At 58.5% G+C, this 17269-nt stretch carries 16 protein-coding genes and 4 tRNA genes; 4 read left to right on the top strand and 16 right to left on the bottom strand.

Going from position 1 to position 17269, the window contains the following annotated elements; translation table 11 throughout:
• Positions 1-42 precede the first annotated feature (42 nt).
• Positions 43-345, bottom strand: coding sequence for a preprotein translocase subunit SecE (secE, locus tag QZR18_RS01375; RefSeq protein ID WP_178704994.1), 303 nt, complete (start codon positions 343-345; stop codon positions 43-45).
• Positions 346-372: 27 nt separating this feature from the next.
• Positions 373-448: transfer RNA gene (locus tag QZR18_RS01370), tRNA-Trp, on the bottom strand.
• A gap of 144 nt (positions 449-592) precedes the next feature.
• On the opposite strand from QZR18_RS01370, the gene QZR18_RS01365 reads away from it, so the two are divergent.
• The 4 genes from QZR18_RS01365 to QZR18_RS01350 all read left to right on the top strand — a co-directional run bounded on the left by QZR18_RS01365 (position 593) and on the right by QZR18_RS01350 (position 4754).
• Complete coding sequence (locus tag QZR18_RS01365; protein ID WP_178705977.1) at positions 593-1807, top strand: pyridoxal phosphate-dependent aminotransferase; 1215 nt, start codon at positions 593-595, stop codon at positions 1805-1807.
• Positions 1808-1941: 134 nt separating this feature from the next.
• Positions 1942-2751 (top strand): alpha/beta hydrolase, encoded by an 810-nt coding sequence (locus tag QZR18_RS01360; protein ID WP_178705980.1) that lies wholly within the window; start codon positions 1942-1944, stop codon positions 2749-2751.
• Positions 2751-3842: an adenosine deaminase gene (locus QZR18_RS01355; protein ID WP_178705983.1), complete on the top strand. Its 1092-nt coding sequence runs from the start codon at positions 2751-2753 to the stop codon at positions 3840-3842. The genes QZR18_RS01360 and QZR18_RS01355 overlap by 1 nt, the downstream gene beginning before the upstream one ends.
• Before the next feature lie 45 nt (positions 3843-3887).
• The gene (locus QZR18_RS01350) at positions 3888-4754 is read left to right on the top strand and encodes a helix-turn-helix domain-containing protein (protein ID WP_295910082.1); all 867 of its coding nucleotides are present in this window, start codon (positions 3888-3890) and stop codon (positions 4752-4754) included.
• Positions 4755-4806: 52 nt separating this feature from the next.
• On the opposite strand, the gene QZR18_RS01345 is transcribed toward QZR18_RS01350, so the two are convergent.
• The 14 genes from QZR18_RS01345 to QZR18_RS01280 all read right to left on the bottom strand — a co-directional run bounded on the left by QZR18_RS01345 (position 4807) and on the right by QZR18_RS01280 (position 17258).
• Complete coding sequence (locus QZR18_RS01345) at positions 4807-5895, bottom strand: UDP-N-acetylmuramate dehydrogenase (RefSeq protein ID WP_178705986.1); 1089 nt, start codon at positions 5893-5895, stop codon at positions 4807-4809.
• Positions 5896-5904: 9 nt separating this feature from the next.
• Positions 5905-7155, bottom strand: coding sequence for an MFS transporter (locus QZR18_RS01340; protein ID WP_178705989.1), 1251 nt, complete (start codon positions 7153-7155; stop codon positions 5905-5907).
• 105 nt (positions 7156-7260) lie between these two features.
• Positions 7261-7935 (bottom strand): N-acetylmannosamine-6-phosphate 2-epimerase, encoded by a 675-nt coding sequence (locus QZR18_RS01335; RefSeq protein WP_178705992.1) that lies wholly within the window; start codon positions 7933-7935, stop codon positions 7261-7263.
• Between the two features lie 8 nt (positions 7936-7943).
• The gene (locus tag QZR18_RS01330; RefSeq protein ID WP_178705995.1) at positions 7944-8864 is read right to left on the bottom strand and encodes an ROK family protein; all 921 of its coding nucleotides are present in this window, start codon (positions 8862-8864) and stop codon (positions 7944-7946) included.
• A 105-nt stretch (positions 8865-8969) separates the two neighbouring features.
• Positions 8970-9887: a dihydrodipicolinate synthase family protein gene (locus QZR18_RS01325; RefSeq protein ID WP_178705998.1), complete on the bottom strand. Its 918-nt coding sequence runs from the start codon at positions 9885-9887 to the stop codon at positions 8970-8972.
• Positions 9887-10705 carry an ABC transporter ATP-binding protein gene (locus tag QZR18_RS01320; RefSeq protein WP_178706001.1) on the bottom strand — a complete coding sequence of 273 codons (819 nt, stop codon included), beginning with the start codon at positions 10703-10705 and terminating at the stop codon, positions 9887-9889. The genes QZR18_RS01325 and QZR18_RS01320 overlap by 1 nt, the downstream gene beginning before the upstream one ends.
• The gene (locus tag QZR18_RS01315) at positions 10705-12759 is read right to left on the bottom strand and encodes a dipeptide/oligopeptide/nickel ABC transporter permease/ATP-binding protein (protein WP_178706004.1); all 2055 of its coding nucleotides are present in this window, start codon (positions 12757-12759) and stop codon (positions 10705-10707) included. Before QZR18_RS01315 ends, QZR18_RS01320 begins: the two co-directional genes overlap by 1 nt.
• Before the next feature lie 3 nt (positions 12760-12762).
• The gene (locus QZR18_RS01310) at positions 12763-13719 is read right to left on the bottom strand and encodes an ABC transporter permease (protein ID WP_178706007.1); all 957 of its coding nucleotides are present in this window, start codon (positions 13717-13719) and stop codon (positions 12763-12765) included.
• A 118-nt stretch (positions 13720-13837) separates the two neighbouring features.
• Positions 13838-15409: an ABC transporter substrate-binding protein gene (locus QZR18_RS01305; protein ID WP_295910075.1), complete on the bottom strand. Its 1572-nt coding sequence runs from the start codon at positions 15407-15409 to the stop codon at positions 13838-13840.
• 150 nt (positions 15410-15559) lie between these two features.
• Positions 15560-16609 (bottom strand): sialidase family protein, encoded by a 1050-nt coding sequence (locus QZR18_RS01300; protein ID WP_178706013.1) that lies wholly within the window; start codon positions 16607-16609, stop codon positions 15560-15562.
• Between the two features lie 82 nt (positions 16610-16691).
• Complete coding sequence (rpmG, locus tag QZR18_RS01295) at positions 16692-16862, bottom strand: 50S ribosomal protein L33 (RefSeq protein WP_019126956.1); 171 nt, start codon at positions 16860-16862, stop codon at positions 16692-16694.
• A gap of 50 nt (positions 16863-16912) precedes the next feature.
• Positions 16913-16989: transfer RNA gene (locus QZR18_RS01290), tRNA-Met, on the bottom strand.
• A 29-nt stretch (positions 16990-17018) separates the two neighbouring features.
• Positions 17019-17091, bottom strand: a tRNA-Thr gene (locus QZR18_RS01285).
• A gap of 85 nt (positions 17092-17176) precedes the next feature.
• Positions 17177-17258, bottom strand: a tRNA-Tyr gene (locus QZR18_RS01280).
• Between the last annotated feature and the right edge of the window lie 11 nt (positions 17259-17269).

Here is a 17269-nt window from a genome sequence, read left to right as displayed (position 1 = left end):
GTAGAAGAAACCCGCCTGCATTCCTGCGGGCGGGTCACGGTTTCAGCCAAATACGATGGAACCTAGTCTACCGAATAGGAAATCAAGAATTCCAGTGAAAGCCATAACTGCGGCAACAAACACAATCACAACGATGAAGTAGGTCCACGTCTCTGATCCGCTGGGATAAACAACTTTCTTCATCTCAGCGACAACCTGAGAGACAAAGATCACCATGCGCTTGAAAATATTCGGACGCTTTTCCTGGGTCTTCTCAGAGGAGGAGGCTTTACGAGAGCGCGTTGCACTGCTCTTTGTGCGATCCGCCTTGGGCGATTCGTCACGGCGAGCCTGGGATCCGCTCATCGTTCCTCCAATAGTTCTGCACCTAAGTGGCAGGGCAGGCGGGACTCGAACCCACAACCGCCGGTTTTGGAGACCGGTGCGCTACCAATTGCGCCACTGCCCTACTGCAACTCTTTAAAAAGTGTTGCCTGGTTGAGTTTAGGGGAGAACGCGTCCCATGTCCAACTCATCCGCGCGACATTGCCCCGCAAAAGCTCAAATTGTGACTCAGACCAATAAATCACTGCGACCATGTCACAATACTGATGTGGATACTCAATCAGCTCCGCGTATCTCAACGCGCTTCGCCAATATCACCCCATCCGCAACCCTTGCCGTCGACGCTAAGGCTAAAGCACTGAAGGCTCAGGGTCGCCCCGTCGTTGGTTTCGGTGCGGGCGAACCTGATTTCGCAACCCCCGATTACATCGTCGAGGCGGCGCTCGAAGCAGCACGCAACCCCGCGATGTACCGCTACACTCCGGCCTCGGGCCTTCCTGCACTCAAGGAAGCAATCGCGCACAAGACTCTTCGCGATTCCGGATACGAGGTCAGCCCCGACCAAGTTTTGGTGACCAACGGCGGAAAGCAAGCGGTTTTTCAGGCATTCGCCTCGCTACTGAACCCCGGAGACGAGGCTATCCTCCCCACCCCCTACTGGACCACCTACCCCGAGGTCATCAAGCTCGCGGGCGCAACCCCGGTGGAAGTTTTCGCGGGTGCCGATCAGGACTACAAGGTCACCGTTGACCAGCTCGAGGCCGCACGCACCCCTCGCACAAAGCTTCTTCTTCTGTGCTCACCCTCGAACCCAACGGGTGCTGTTTATACTCCCGCTGAGCTGACGACGATCGGTCAGTGGGCTCTCAAGCACGGCGTGTGGGTGATCACCGACGAGATCTACGAGCACCTGCTCTACGACGGTGCGCAAAGCGCACACATCGTCAAGCTTGTCCCCGAACTTGCCGACCAAACCATTGTGTTAAACGGTGTTGCGAAGACCTATGCGATGACCGGTTGGCGTGTGGGCTGGATGATCGGGCCTCGCGACGTGATCCGTGCAGCAACCTCCTTCCAATCGCACCTGACGTCGAATGTCAACAACATTGCTCAGTGCGCAGCAATCGCTGCTCTTAATGGGCCACTGGATGTCGTTGAACATATGCGTCAGGCATTCGATCGACGTCGCCAGACCATGGTGAAGATGCTTCGCGAAATCGACGGACTTCAGGTTCCCACACCGAAGGGCGCCTTCTACGCCTACCCGGCAGTCAAGGATCTTCTTGGGCGAGAAATTCGCGGGAAGATCCCAACTACTTCCGCCGAATTGGCCGACCTGATCTTGGATGAGGTCGAGGTCGCAGTCGTTCCCGGCGAGGCCTTCGGCCCCTCTGGTTTCATTCGCCTGTCCTACGCCTTGGCAGACGAGGACCTTGTTGAGGGCGTGGGACGAATTCAGGAACTTCTGGCAGAAGCTCACTGATACAGCTGAATCAAAATTCCAATACACCCGGGCGGTAGCGGCACAGTGCCACCGCCCGGGTTTTTCTTACTCCGCGTCAATAAATACCCCAATAGCGCTATCCAAAATTGAGCTTGAGCTGTCACAATTGACATATGGACCTTTCGACGCGGCGAACACACCTCGACCAACCCAATGGACACGTCCTTGTCGCCCACGGTTATGGCGAGCATTCGGGACGTTTTGAAGGGCTGGTCAATGCGCTTCTCCAGGCTGGCTACGATGTGTCAACCTACGACCACTACGGTCATGGCGCTTCTCCAGGTCCTCGCGCCCAAGTCGACGTCGGTCTGCTGATCAAGGACCACATCGTTGCTCGCCAACAGGCTCTTCACAATTCACGCTGCGATGAATTGATCCTCTTTGGGCATTCAATGGGTGGTTTGATTAGCGCTGCTTCTGCGCTGATCTACCGCAAGCATCTGCGCTGCATGGTCCTCACCGGGCCCGCTTTCATTCCACTCCCCCAGCTTCCTATGCCGGTGGTTGGAGGCCTCGGGAAACTGGCTCGCTATCTGCCGGGAGTACAGGTTCCAGCAGCACAGTCCACGCCCGAACATTCCTTGCTTTCGCGTGATCCCAGTGTCCAAGAAGCTTTCGATGCCGATCCCCTCAACTACCACGGCGCTCCCCCGCTTCTGACGGCCTCGACCATGGTGATTCAGGGCAAGAAGGCACTTGATCATGCGGATCGCCTGACCTGCCCCACGCTGATTTTCCACGGTAGCGCCGATGAGCTGACCTCGCCGGAGGGCTCTGCAGAGTTTGTTGAGCGCGTGCGTGATGCACATCCCGACGCAGATATCCACCTGCGAATCATCGACGGGGCATGCCACGAAGTCTTAAATGAGCCCGAGAAGGATATGGTCCTACGTGACCTGCTCCTGTGGGTCGAGAGGCACTGATGGCGTCGACATCTATTCCTCGCCAGCCTTCTCTTACTGTTCCAGCACCGACTCCCCCTGGGCGACGACCGCTGTCCACACTCCCCAAAGCCCATCTTCACCTGCACTTCACAGGTGCGATGCGCCCACAGACGCTGGTGGATATGGCGCAGGAAAAAGGCACGCGCCTTCCCCCGCACCTGTTGGACCTGGATCCCTTAACCGTGCCCGCAGACGCCCGCGGTTGGTTCCGTTTCCAGCGTTCCTACGATGCCGCTCGAGCTTTAGTGCGTTCCGAAGCCGCAATGCGACGAATCGTTGCCGAGGCCGCGGAAGATGATGCGGCCGAAGGCTCGCGTCGCCTCGAGATGCAGGTCGACCCCACGTCTTACGCGCCCTGGGTTGGCGGGATTACTCCCGCTTTGGAGATCATCATTGACGAGGCGATCGCTGCGGGGAAACGCACGGGCGTTGAAGTTGCATTGATCGTTGCGGCCTCACGAATTCGCCATCCCCTTGACGCACGCACGCTTGCTCGTCTGGCGGTTCAGTATGCCGGCGACAGCCCCGGAAAAGTTGTGGGTTTTGGTCTGTCCAATGATGAGCGCGTTGGCGATACCTCGGCTTTTGCTCCCGCCTTCCGCATTGCCCGTGATGGCGGTTTGGCCTCGGTTCCTCACGGCGGGGAGCTTTTGGGCCCGGAATCGGTGATGAACGTTGTTTCAGCCCTGCACCCAACGCGTTTGGGGCACGGCGTGCGCACCAGTGAAGATCCCGATTTACTGCGGCGTTTGATTGACGCGGATATTTCTTTCGAAGTGTGTCCGACCTCGAATATTCACCTGGGGGTCTTCCCAGATTTCGCATCTGTTCCACTCATGCGCTTTATCGAGGCCGGCGCGCGCGTTGCTCTTTCGGCTGATGACCCCTTGTTATTCCATTCGCGTGTGGTTGACCAGTACGAGGCTGCGCGTGATGTTTTTGGGCTTTCTGACGCACAGCTGGCAGATTTGGCCCGTCAATCGATTGACGCTTCCTTGGCCAGCGAGGCATCGAAACGCGTGTGGAAAGCGGAAATCGATCAGTGGCTTGCAACCCCGCCCGCAGCCTAAGTATTTCTCTTCACCAATAGTGCATCCGTGCACTATCATGCCCTTATGACGCGTTTTAATCGGGAACACGCACCATTGCTTGTGCGCGAAGCGCGCACCGATGCTTCGCTTACACAGGCTGAACTAGCGGGGATGACCGGGATGAGCCAGTCAACCCTCGCACAAATCGAAGCTGGGAAACGTGCGGTATCCGCCGAGCTTTTAGAGAAAATTCTTCGCGCTGCCGACTATCGCCCCTCCATCCCTTTATCCCGCTACGCCCCCTCTATCAGCCGCTATGCCACGGAACAAGGACTAGAATCCCTCCGAGTCTTTGGCTCCGTCGCTCAGGGGACGGACGGTTTTGAATCGGATATCGATCTGATCGGTACACCCACCCGCGAGCTGTCACTGTTTGAGCTGGCAGATATCGCCTCGTTTACAAGCGAACTCACGGGATTTCCTACCGAAGTCCACGCGGATACACACGTACCCGAAGATCTGCGGAACATCATTGACGAGGCGGTACCACTTGTGAGCGACCCTGCGTCTTTCACGCCTCGGCCACGCGCGGCAAAGAGACAAACACTTAGCTTCGACGTTGATAACTTCTTACGTGAACTTGACGTTATCACCCGACGCATCGAGCGGGTTGCTGGGGTCCCCGCCGAGACCTTCACCAGCGATTGCCCCGAATATGACTCCGCGTGCATGGTGATCATCCGACTGGCCGGTTTCCTGGAGCGTGAGGAATACGCACCATACATGGATACCCTCACCTCAGTCGAGAAGCGCACGCTGCGGACGACTCGGAACATCGCGGCGCATTCGGGGTACCAAAGCATGGATGACAAGCTTCTGTGGACGGCCGTTACCCGCAATGTTCCCGATATGATCGAACGCCTGCGCAGTGCAGTTCAAGCAGATAGATGACAGCCTCTCGGGCAAACTATTAGCCTGTTCGCAAGGTTGACGAAGATCCGCGCTACCACTCAATACCGATCGCAACAGGCTCAGGAACAAGAGTCACGCCGTAGGCGTCAAACACGCGCCCGCGCACAGCGCGCGCCAAGGCCTCGATATCTGCGCCGCTTGCTCCCCCACGGTTCGTCAGCGCGAGCACGTGCTTGGTGGACAGGGACGCGCGCGGCGGGTCTCCGGCCTCGGGAAGATGGAAGCCCTTGGGGCAGCCCGCGTGGTCAATGAGCCAAGCGGCGCTGGTTTTCACCAGTCCCTCCCCCGCCGGGAAACGAGGCGCCTCTTCAGGGAGCGCTGCAGCTGCTGCCTCGGGAAGGATGGGGTTGGTGAAGAAAGATCCCGCGCTCCACGTATCGTGGTCCTCGGGGTTTAAGACCATTCCCTTCCCCGCGCGCAGCTCGAGCACGGTCGAGCGGACCAAGGACGCCTGGGCACGCTCCCCAGCCTCCACTCCGAGGCGCCGCGCGAGTTCGGAGTACATGACAGGCGCGCTCAGGGATGAGCGCTCGAGTCGGAAGTCGACGCTCAACACAACCCAACGCCCCGTCGGCCCCCAGACGCGGCCGGGAAGACCGGGCTGACCAATGCTGTGCTTGATCGCGGAGGAACGGTAGGCAAAACCAAGTTCGGAGGGAAGCAGCCGGACGATGCGCTGTTCGAGGCGGTCGTAGGCCTCGACACTGTGAATCGTTTCAGCAACCTCGTGTCCGTAGGCGCCCACGTTCTGTACCGGGGATGCTCCCGCGCTTCCGGGGATCCCCGACAAGGCCTCGATACCGGACAAGTGTTCTTCGACGGTCCACGCAACAAAGTCATCCCAGATCGTGCCGGCCCACACGCGGACGATCACCGAGTCAGGCCCGTCCTCTTCAATGATGCGAGCGATTTGTGCACCAGGACGCACAGCGATGACGGTTCCATCAAATGGAGCATCGGATGCAAGCAGATTCGATCCGCCACCCAAAACTAGAAGCTGGCGCAGCTCCTCATCAGCCGTGCGAACGGCAGCAACCAATTCCTCACTGGAAGCCACGCGAACAAGGCGAGAAACCTCTCCGCCCACGCGAAAGGTCGTCAATTCAGCAAGAGTCGTCATAACTCAAGATTAATCGCCAAGGGGTGCAACGGCTCGCACTCGCCCCCGCTGGTCCGGAACCTGACCGGCCAAAACGATCGCCAGAAGCACGGGAAGAACGACGAAGGCAAGCGCGCGGTGGTAACCGACATGATCTGCGATCAAGCCCAAAACCGGCGGTCCAATGAGCGCCGAACCATAATTCACCGTCGAGAGCACCGAGACACGAGCCGGAGTCATCACGGGATCAACACTGAGTGCGGAAATACCCAACGGGAAGACCAAAGAAGCCCCAATACCCCACAATGCAACGCCAACAATCGCCAAAATATGATGCGGAGCGAAAGCAACAAGCAGTAAGCCGACAACCGCACAGCCCATGGTGCATCTCAGCAAATGCGGCGCGCCAAAACGTCTTTCCAAACGCGGCGAAGCAAAACGCATTAGCGTCATCATAAGCAAGAAGAAAGCAAAGATCGCCGACGCGGAAGAAGTCGCGAAGCCATAGCCATCGACCATCGACAGGTTCAGCCAGTCGTTAGCGGCGCCTTCTAGGAGTCCGCCACTCATCACCATGAGCGCGATCAGGACCGTGCGACGCTCGCGCCATGCCAAGCGGGTCAGCCCCTTCTTCGCATTGCCCGCCGAGGCCTCGTCCCCTTCGCCCAGGGAACTTTCCTTCGCGGATTCAAGAGTGGCGACCTCATCTTGACTGAGGTAGAAACCGACAGCGATTCCACAGGCCATAAGCTCAAGTGCGGCCAGGCCGAAAAGGTGAGCCGCAACAGGAAGTCCCGCGCGTGCGGCAAGCGCGCCTACGAGCGCACCGCCGAGCATACCCACGGCATACATCGCCTGAATGACGGGAACAACCAAGCGCCGCACAGCAGCTTGTACAAGGCCGGCCTCGATGTTCATGCTCGAGCCCCACAGACCCGTTCCCGCAGACATCAAGACCAAAGATGCTGTGAAGACAGGAAGGGATTCCGTCAGGGTTCCACTTGCTGCACCGGCAATGCCTAATGCCCAAACGAATACGCCGATTCGTCCAGCCCACCGCGCACCGATCTTCATGACGATTGGGCCGGAAGTGGGAAGAGTCAGCAAAGATCCCAAGGAGGCGATCAAGAGCATCATGCCGATGGTTCCTGGAGTCAGCCCCAGGTGATCACGCACGTCTGGCAGCCGCGACAGCCACGCCGAGGTTGCAGAACCAAGGCCCGCGTAGACCACGAAGGTCGCACGAAGAGCACTGTGAGCACGCGACGAGGGAATAGACATGGTTCGAAATTTTACTCGCTGAAAGGCCCGTGGTTAAATGCCCAAAAAAGAGGTGTCCGTGTGAAATAACTCCACACGGACACCGGTTGAAAATCGGGAATAACGTCAGTTTTCGACTGCGGCCTTAAACCAACCCGTTACCGACGTCGGGTGAGTAATTGCGGTACCGACGATCACTGCGAAGGCACCGAGCTTCATGGCAGCTGCGGCATGCTCCGGAGTGTGAATACGCCCTTCACAAATCACAGGAACATTCGGGAATGCCTGAACCGTCTGCTGGAGAAGCTCCAAATCGGGGCCATCGGTCTTCGGACGATCACCGGTGTAACCGGCAAGGGTGGTCGAGACGATATCGACACCGGCATCAACTGCACGCTGCGCGTCGTCAAAAGATCCGCAGTCAGCCATGACCAGAGTCTCTTCTTCGCGAAGAGCTGCAACGGTCTCGGCAAAACTACGACCATCAAGACGCGGGCGACCGGTCGCATCTAGGGCGACAATATCGGCCCCAGCCATCACGCACGCGCGAGCGTGACGAAGCGAGGGAGTGATGTAGACGCCTTCGTGGCCTTCCTTCCACAAACCAATGACGGGAACATCCACGCGTCCCTTGATTGCGGAAATATCAGACAGCCCTTGGCAGCGAATTGCCGCGGCCCCACCGATTTCGGCAGCGCGCGCAATCTGAGCCATGGTTTCGGGGTGCCGCATGGGCTCTCCGGGGTAAGCCTGAACGGAAACAATGAGCTTCCCCTTCAGGCCGGCAATAAGCGGATGCATGGTTTCTCCTATGCGTTGAGGAAGAATGAAACGGCTCCGAGCAGCGGCGCATCACCGCCCAGGGAACCAATGAGGATCGGTGTATCGGCAACGGGAGTCATCGCGCTGGCCACGAAACCTTCACGTAGACCATCCCACCAGATATCTCCCGAACGAGTCATCGAACCGGAGATAATGACCGCTGCCGGGTCCACGCAGTTGACCAGCGAGGCCGTGGCCTCACCCAGTGCGTACGCGGAGCGCGAGAAGCAGGCGCAAGCCAGTGGGTCACCCGCATCGGCGAGTTCTTGCAGCGCACGACCGCCATCAACTTCGGGAGCATCTTGAGGACGCAGCGAGTTGTACCAAGCAGTAATTCCTGACCCTGAACAGAATGCCTCGATGTGACCAAGTCGGCCGCAGGAGCACACCATATCGGGGGCGAAGTGATGATGGATGTGACCGACATGCCCGGCGATCCCTCGGGAACCAAAAGTGACATGGCCATCTTCGACCAGAGCCCCACCAATTCCCGTACCTACTGCGATCGAAAGGACCGAGGAATAGGGGCGACCGGCTCCCAAGGTTGCTTCGCCCAAGCCGTGTGCGTGGACGTCGTTAAGAACGCGCACAGGAAGTCCCGTGCGCTGCGCAACGAGCTTGCCCAGAGGGGTTCCTCCCCACCCTGGCATGATGTCGGTTGCCGAGACAATCTTTCCCTCAACGGGGTCAACAACCCCAGCAGAAGCAATTGCGACGCCCGAGGCCTCGGGGTGAGCTTCCTTGAGAGACGAGGCCAGCGAGCAGATTCGCTCGGCGACGTCGGCGCCCCCGCGGGAAGCCTCAGTAGGAATTGAGCCGCGCTCAACAACCGTAGAGTTTTGTCCAACTTCGACAATGCCCCAACCGACTTTGGTTCCGCCGATATCAAGGGCGAGGAGCGTAGTCATGAAAGTTCTCCACTAAAGAACGGATGAAAATGGTAATCAGCGAGGCCAAGGCGGGCGCACGCTCGCGCGTACGCGAGAGGAGGACCACCTCAGCCTCGCTGATGATCAGGAGAGCAAGCCGGCTTCGCGCAGGACGGAAGCAACGTGCTCGACGTTGTCACTTTCGAGGGCAGCGACAGGACGCGGCATCTCGTTGGAATCAAAGACACCCAGAAGCTGCAGAGCAGTCTTGAAGGCACCAACGCCGGCGCCGAAGCCCTGAACGCCCTTCACCAGAACGATGCGCATGAGGTCCGCAAGGCGGTCCTGCTCGGTGCGCACAGCTTCCCAGTCACCGCGCTCGAAAGCCTGCCACTGACGGACGTAGCCATCGGGGTCAACATTGGCCAGGCCGGGGACCGAGCCATCTGCGCCCGACATGTAAGCACCGTCGACAACCACTTCGTGGCCGGTCAGCAGCTGAAGCGGGTGGCCAGCGGCCTCGTTCGCACGGGACAGCCAGCGGAAGCCCACATCGTCACCGGAAGAATCCTTAACGCCGTCAAGAACGCCTTCCTTACCCAAGCGAAGAACAAGATCATTCTGCAGCTTCGTGTGGACACAGACGGGAATGTCGTAGGCCCACAGCTCAAGATTGGTGTTCTCCTTGAGGATGCGGAAGTGCTTTTCGATCTCCGCCTGGCCGCCCAGCGCATAGAAGGGAGCGGTTGCAACGACGCCCAGAGCTCCACCGATTTCCTCAACTGCCTTGATGTTCTCAATGACGCGCTCGGTCTCGGTATCGATCACACCAACCAGCAGCGGAACGCGGCCGTCGACAATGCGAACAACCTCGCGCTGGATCTGCTGACGACGCTCGGAGGTCGAGAATGCAACCTCACCGGTCGAGCCGGAAACGAAGAGGCCGTTCAGCCCCGCACCAATCATGCGGTTGATGTGTCGTTCCAGCGAGACAACGTCCAGCTCGCCGTTCTTCAGCGGGATAGCCAACGGCGGGACAACGCCGCGAATCTGTGAACTCATTAGTTCTCTCCTCCGAGTGTTGGATGCAGCAGCGAGGGTGCAGCCCCCAGGAGCTTGCGGGTGTAAGGATCCTTCGGGGACGCCAGCAATTCAGCTGCCGGTCCCTCTTCAACGACCTTCCCACCGTTCATGACGGCGATCCGGTCAGAAACGTAACGAACAGTTTGAATATCGTGCGAGATGAAGACCATCGCCAAGCCAAGTTCCTTCTTCAGGTCCGTAAGCAGGTTGAGGATCTGAGCGCGAACCGAGACGTCCAGAGCACTGGTCGGTTCGTCAGCGATGATCGCATCGGGGCCGATGGACAGGGCTCGGGCGATCGCCACACGTTGACGCTGACCACCGGAGAGCTGACCGGGGAGTGCATCCAAGGCGCTCGAAGGCAGACCCACCAAAGAGATCAGTTCGCGAACGCGCTTGGAGCGCGAGGCCTCGTCACCAATCTTGTGCACACGCAGCGGATCGGCAAGCTGATCAGCAACATGCATACGCGGGTTGAGAGCGGTTGCGGGGTCTTGGAAGACCACGGAAACAACACGTCCGATACGCCTGCGCGCATCCGCACCGCGCTTGGTGACTTCCTCACCGTTGAAGAACACTTGGCCCTTCGTTGGCATCTGCAGGCCGCACATAACATTTGCAGTCGTGGACTTACCGCAGCCGGATTCACCGACGATACCCAGAGTCTGTCCACGCTCAATGCGCATGTCAACACCGCGAACCGCGTGCACCTTGTGGGGGCGGAACAGCGATCCGGTACGGGAGTTGAAGGTCACCTCAACGTCTTTGAGCTCGATGATCGGAGTTTCAGTACTCATCAGTTTTCCTCCTGACCTTCTTCAATGACGATGGTTTCGCTGGAGACGCGGACCTCTTCGCGAGGCGGCAGTGCCGCATACACGTGCTCGGGGCCCACCTCGGTGAGGACCGGGCGAATATCGAGGCCGTAGTCGGGGTGCGAGGAACGCGGGGCGAAACGGTCGCCGATCGGGAAGTCCCGAGGTGAAGGCACAGTCCCGGGGACCTGGTGCAGACGTCCGGAGCCGGACTCGATGGAAAGGACTGCGCCCAGCAGGCCGCGGGTGTACTCGTGGGTCGGGTGAGTGAGCAGTTCCTGAGTGGGAGCTTGCTCGATGACCTGACCGGCGTACATGACGGTGATGTTGTGGGCAACCTCTGCGACAAGAGCCAGGTCGTGGGAGACGAAGATCATTGCGAAGCCGAGCTTCTCACGCAGCTCGTTGAGCAGGTCGATGACCTGCTTTTGAACGGTCACGTCCAGAGCGGTGGTCGGTTCGTCAGCAATGATGAGCTTCGGGTCACGGGTCAGTGCCATTGCGATGAGAACTCGCTGACGCTGGCCGCCGGAAAGCTCGTGCGGGTAGGACTCCAGGGTGCGCTTGGGGTCCAAGCCCACCAGCTCAAGGAGTTCTTCTGCGCTGCGAGTGCCTCCACGCTTGGTCAGCTGCTTCATCTGAGCCTTGATCAGCATGGCCGGGTTTAGCGAGGAGAGAGCATCCTGGTAGATCATTGCCATCTCGTGGCCCAGAAGCGCACGACGCTCTTCATGCTTCATCTCCAGCAAGTTCTTACCTTCGTAGAGGATCTCACCGGTGATCTCTGCCTTCGGGTCAATGAGGCCCATAATGGTCAGTGCCGTAATGGACTTACCACATCCGGATTCACCGACGAGGCCCATGGTCTCGCCGCGGCGTACCTTGAAGGACACGTGATCGACGACATTGACATCGCCGTGACGCTCGAACTTGATGCACAGGTCCTTCACCTCGAGCAGAGGTGCTTCGTGCGAAGTAGAGACAAAACGATCGTGACGCTTGCCTTCGACAACTTCCAGATCATCCAAGCGTTGCTGCAAGGACTCGGCCTGCTCGGCGTATGCACGGCGAGGATCCAGAAGGATACGGTCGGCTTCGCGCTCAGAGTTCTTGTCAACCTGAGCAACAGCTGCCGTGGAGGGAGCCGCAACCATGGCATCGGTGATGCCTTCGGAGAGGATGTTCAAGCACAAGACGGTGACCATGATGAACAAGCCGGGGAAGAAGGCGGTCCACCAGTAGCCCAGCAGGACCGAGAGGTAGGACGAAGCCTCGGACAAGATATTGCCCCAGGTGGGGACCATGGTTGCGGGAAGGCCTGAACCGATGAAGGTCAGCGAGGCCTCGAGGATGATCGCATCTGCGACCAAGACCGTGGCGAAGACCAAAACCGGAGCAGCAGTGTTACGCATCACGTGCTTGATGAGGATCCACGGTGCACGGGCACCGGAGACGATCACTGCACGCACGTAGTCTTCACCGTATGCGGCCATCACGTTTGCGCGAACAATACGTGCCAGCTGCGGAATGTAGACGAATGCAATCGAGAAGATGATGACGAAGACAATGCCCATCTTGTTGTCGGACTGGGCAAGTGTGCGTCCGAAGACCAGAACCGTAACAGCCGCCATTGCGATACCGGGGACAGCCATGATGATGTCCAAGATACGCATAATGGTTTCGGAGATGGCCTTGCGCGTCACAGCTGCGATCGATCCGATGATTGCGCCGAAGAAGAGTGCGATCACGGTTGAGCACAAGCCGATGAGCAGTGAGTAGCGACCACCGAAGAGGACGCGAGACAGAATGTCTCGGCCCGCGTGGTCAGTACCGAAGAGGTGAGCCGAAGACGGCCCCTGCCACGGCGTATCGATAAATTCGGGTGAATAGGGCGCCACGAAGGGCGCAAGGATTGATACAAGAACGATCAGCGCCAAAACACCGATTGCGATCTTGGATCCCAAAGACATCGCACTGATGCGTGAGAAATGCGCACCCTTCGCGGTGACCTTTGCGAGTTTTGCTTTTTGGTTCATGACTCACACCGACCTAATACGCGGGTTGATGAGCAGGTAGAGCATGTCAACAATGATGTTGACGACGATGAAGGCGATTGCGACGACCAAGGCACCACCTTGCACCAGGGTCACCCAGTTCTCTTGGATGCCCTTGAGGAGCACGAGCTTACCCATGCCATCAATGGCAAAGATGATTTCAATGACGACGGCACCACCCATGAGGTAGCCGATACGCAGACCCAGAACAGTCACAGGAGTGATGAGGGCGTTGCGCAGGACGTTACGGGCAACGACGACACGCTTGGGAATGCCTGCGCCAATTGCGGTACGAACGTAGTCGCGGTCGAGTTCCTCAACCATCGAGGTACGCACGACGCGGGTCATTTGGCCGATCACGGGAACAGCCAATGCGATGGCGGGAAGAAGTAATCGAAGGAACCAACCCAAGGGATCGACGCTGAATGCAGGAATAGGACCGGAAACCGGGATGGAACCACCGACGAAAGCCAAGACCAGCAGCGCTGCCAGCCAGAAGGAAGGGGTACCAATGCAAATAACCGAGATCACGCGGATCAGCTGATCAGGCCAGCGATCGCGGTAGAGCGCGGCGATGACTCCGAGGGGGAAAGCGATAACGACTGCGAACAACAGACCCAAGAAGGTGAGCTGAAGAGTGACAGGCAGCGCCTGTGCGACCAGATCACTCACGTGGTACTCCGTGCCAGTTGCGTACAGACCGAGGTCACCGTGAAGCATGTTCCACAGATACGTTCCGTATTGGATGAAGAAGGGCTCGTTGAGTCCGCGTTCAACGCGGTACGCTTCGAGAGCTTCGGGAGTGGCTGTCTCACCCAGTGCCGAGTAGGCGGGGTCAATGGGAGACAGCGACATGATGAAGAAGACGAGGAATGACACGCCGACCACCATGATCGGCAGCGCCACCAGTCGTCGCGCGATAAGGCGCAGAAGGTTATTCACTGCTAGACCTCCATGTCAAGCGGAATTGAACAAAATGAAGGAGGGGTGGGGGTCCCACTGTGGCCTTAGCCCAAGGTGGGCATCCCACCCCTCCTTTCGTCGAAAGCCTGTTAGGGCTTTACTTCGCGCTTACTCCAAGCAGCTGCACGCTGGTGGCGGAAATTGCCTTGAAGCCATCGACCTTCTTGGGGTTAGATGCGGTAATCATGTTGCGGAAGACCAGCGGGTAGATCACGCTCTGCTCGGCGAGCAGATCCTGAACCTCGCCCCACTTAGCCTTGGCAGCGTCACCGTCAAGCTGAACAGCCTCGTCCATTAGGCCCTGCAGCTTCTTGAAGGAATCGGGATCCGAAACCTGCCAGCCGTCGCGCTTCTTGGTCCACACGTTGTCGCCGTTCCACCAAGAAACGATGATGCCGGGGTCAACACCGAAGACCGAGGGGTCACCGGGAGCCAGGACGACATCGTAGGTCGGGTTGTCAACGTCGGTCACGGTCGAGTAGAGAGCCGAAGAAGCCATCTGCTGGTGGTTGACCTTCAGGCCCAGAGCTTCGAGATCGGACTTGATCTGGGGAACCAGGGAGAGAACCCACGGGTGGTCCGTCGTCACCAGGTTGACCGTCAGACCGGAAGCACCGGCATCGGCGAGCAGCTTCTTGGCTGCATCCTTGTCGTAGGACAGGTCGGTTGCGGGCTTCTTGTAGGACGGGTTTGCTTCGGGCAGGAAGGACTTAGCTTCCACAGCCTGACCGTTCAGAGCCGAAGAGATCAGCTTCTGCTTGTCGATGGCCTTGAGGAATGCACGACGCACCTCAGGCTTGTTGAAAGGAGCCTTCTGGGTGTTAAACATCATGAAGGGGTTACCGTAGCCGGGCTTGGCTTCGACGTTCCAGCCTGCTGCCTTGAGCTGATCCTGCGCTGCGGCGGGAACGGCTTCCATGATGTCAATGCTGCCACCGAGAGCAGCGGAGAGGCGTGCTGCGTCGTCCTTGAGGGCGCTCCACTTGAGGGTGGCTGCCTTCGCGGGAGTCTTGCCGTTGTAGTGTTCGTTGGGAACAGCGGTGACCTCAGTGGCCGAGATGTTGTCGTACTTGTAGGGGCCAGAGCCGATCGGCTTGGCCTTGAGTGCGTCTTCGCTCATGGTCGAGGGAACGACGTGAACATTGACGAAGCGCTCCTTCAGGTTGGAGAAGGGGTACTTGAGCTTAACAGTGATGGTCTTGTCATCCTTTGCGGAAACGGAATCCACGAAGGTGAAGAACTGACGGAAGATGGACTTGTCACCAGTGGTGCGCTCGTAGGAGCTCACGACATCTGCTGCCTTGACATCCGTGCCGTCAGAGAACTTGGCTCCGTCGCGCAGGGCGATCTCGTACTCGGTGTCGGAGACCTTCACGGGGTCACCGGCAGCCAGCGCGGGACTGACCGAGTAGTCGGACATGTCGAAGCGGTACAGGCCTTCGAGGACCTGCCAGTTTGCGCCCATGCCGAGTGCCGAAGTGGTGATCGGGCTGTAGTCAGTGGTCTCGTAGGCGGAACCAACGGTGATGGTGCCCTTGGGTGCACCTGAATCTGAACTACTACTGCTGATTGATGTTGAAGTGGACGATCCGCCACCGCATGGGGTCAGGACCAGGTTAGCCGCTGCTGCCATTGCAGCACCGGTTGCGAAGTGCTTGCGCATACGCATATTCTCGCTCCTCATCTTCGAGAAATGGGATGTGCGGGCCGTTTATCACGTCCGCTGAAGCAAGCATATGTTGTCTGACAAATACCCGCAAGATATTCAGATAACAATTTCATACACCCCTTGAGATCTGCCCCACAGAGCACAGAAACTCTAGGACACGAGCTCGGTCATAGAAAGCACTACGTCCCACAGGCCACGGTCTCGTTCAAACACAACAACAAGCTCGTCACCACGGACGCAGACATCGCTATACCCAAACTCTCCCCCACCCAAGGCAGCCAGGGCCTCGGCGCGCACACTCCCCTCCCAAGGAGGAGTCAAGCGCAAAACGCTACCCGCACGACGCGAACTGAGCGAATGCGGGTGAATAAAGAAGTCCGCAAGCTGTTTCGCATTGCACCCCGGGTCCTCGCAATCCCACAATTGCCCGCCGTTCCAGCTGTGCCCATCCCCCCAGGCAAGATAACGAGCTCCCGAGCCTCGGCCTTCAAATCCTTGCAAACGACAATTGGCAACAAGGCGTCCATCCCAAAGCGCCAGCGTCGTCTCATCAAGAAGAACGCCCCTCGGACCAACTAGGGGATCTGTAAGCCACTGAATCGCACCGCCACGTACGGCAACCACCTGCACATGAGTGCGATTACCCACTCGCACAACGTAGGGAAGAAGAACTGCTCCCTGCCACGTCACAGTCGAACCAGAAGTCGCAAAGAGCGCATCAGCGCCCGTGCGAGAGTAGAGCTCATCCGCCAGATCACGCATTTGCAGGTCCTCCGGACCACTCCCCCACGCAAGGATCGCTTGAAGATGCTCAGCATCGGCACGCGAATCCATATATCCCACTTGCCCCTGCGTCGAGGCGCAAGCCAGATGAAGAAGACCGTCACCATCGATCCCCACACACGCATCAGAGGTAATCGCAGGGAGGGTAAGAGGAAGATCGCGCGGAGTACTCCACCTTGACGCATTGTCACCTTCGGCTGGGAACGTGCGCTCCACCCAACGAATTCGATTCGGGTTGGGAAGGTCCGAGGCCATCGTCAGCCCGTTAAAGTCCGACCCTTTTCCCGAGGCCGGGGCTGGCCGCTCGTCATAAAAGAGAAGCATGCGTCCATCGGGAAGCACCGTGAGGGCAGGAATACGAACCTCGCCCCTTTCAAGCGGCGCGACAATCTGACGACAATCCGTGCGGGTATTCATGGGGCCACCCTACCGGAAAAGTAGATACAGATAACAAAAATCCCCGAGGACCTTGCGTTCCTCGGGGTTTAGCGCGACGCCGTCAGCGGGTCTCGCGGTGAAGCGTAGACTTGCGGCAACGCGGGCAGTACTTCTGCAGTTCAAGACGATCCGGCGTGTTACGACGGTTCTTCTTGGTGATGTAGTTGCGCTCCTTGCACTCCGAGCATGCCAGAGTGATCTTGGGGCGAACGTCCTGAGACTTGCTTGCCACGGTGATTCCCCTTTTGCTATTGCTTATGTCGGCGTGCGACTCTGTTGGTCTGGTAGCGGGGGCGGGGCTCGAACCCGCGACCTCACGATTATGAGTCGTGCGCTCTAACCAGCTGAGCTACCCCGCCGCAGCGGCTGCGGTCGAAACCGCGACCTGAGCCCCGAAAGGGAATCGAACCCTTGACCTTCTCCTTACCATGGAGACGCTCTGCCGACTGAGCTATCGGGGCAACGCCGAGAAGCCTAACTCATAACCGAACTGCGAAGCAATTCCTGTCAGTGAGAATGACATCACAACGAGTCTCTACGAGACGGTGGCAGGTGAGGGATTCGAACCCCCGAAGCACGAAGCGTCTGATTTACAGTCAGATCCATTTGGCCGCTCTGGAAACCTGCCATGCGTCGAAA

The organism is uncultured Actinomyces sp. (genome assembly GCA_900541895.1).
Classification (GTDB): Bacteria; Actinomycetota; Actinomycetes; order Actinomycetales; family Actinomycetaceae; genus Pauljensenia.
The sequence above is the reverse complement of the archived record's forward strand: the minus strand, read 5'-3'. Positions and strand labels throughout refer to the sequence as shown.